Here is a 299-nt window from a genome sequence, read left to right as displayed (position 1 = left end):
ATCATCGCCAGGTCGGTGTAGAGGACCCCGGCGCCGTTGCAGGCGGGGCAGGCGCCTTCTGAGTTGGCGCTGAACAGGGCCGGCTTGACGCCGTTGGCCTTGGCGAACGCCTTGCGGATGGGGTCGAGCAGCCCGGTGTAGGTGGCCGGGTTGGAGCGTCGTGAGCCCCTGATCGGCGCCTGGTCCACCACGACCACGCCCTCGCGTCCGGCGACCGAGCCGTGGATCAGGGAGCTCTTGCCGGAGCCGGCCACCCCGGTGACCACGGTCAGCACGCCGAGGGGGATGTCGACGTCGAC

The 299-nt window shown here is 70.9% G+C and carries 1 pseudogene; it reads right to left on the bottom strand.

What is annotated here, in order from left to right:
* Positions 1 to 299: pseudogene (locus tag ACSNOD_RS31880) on the bottom strand (excinuclease ABC subunit UvrA); the annotation flags it as partial.

Source organism: Streptomyces sp. URMC 123 (assembly GCF_051386515.1).
GTDB lineage: Bacteria > Actinomycetota > Actinomycetes > Streptomycetales > Streptomycetaceae > Streptomyces.
The sequence above is the reverse complement of the archived record's forward strand: the minus strand, read 5'-3'. Positions and strand labels throughout refer to the sequence as shown.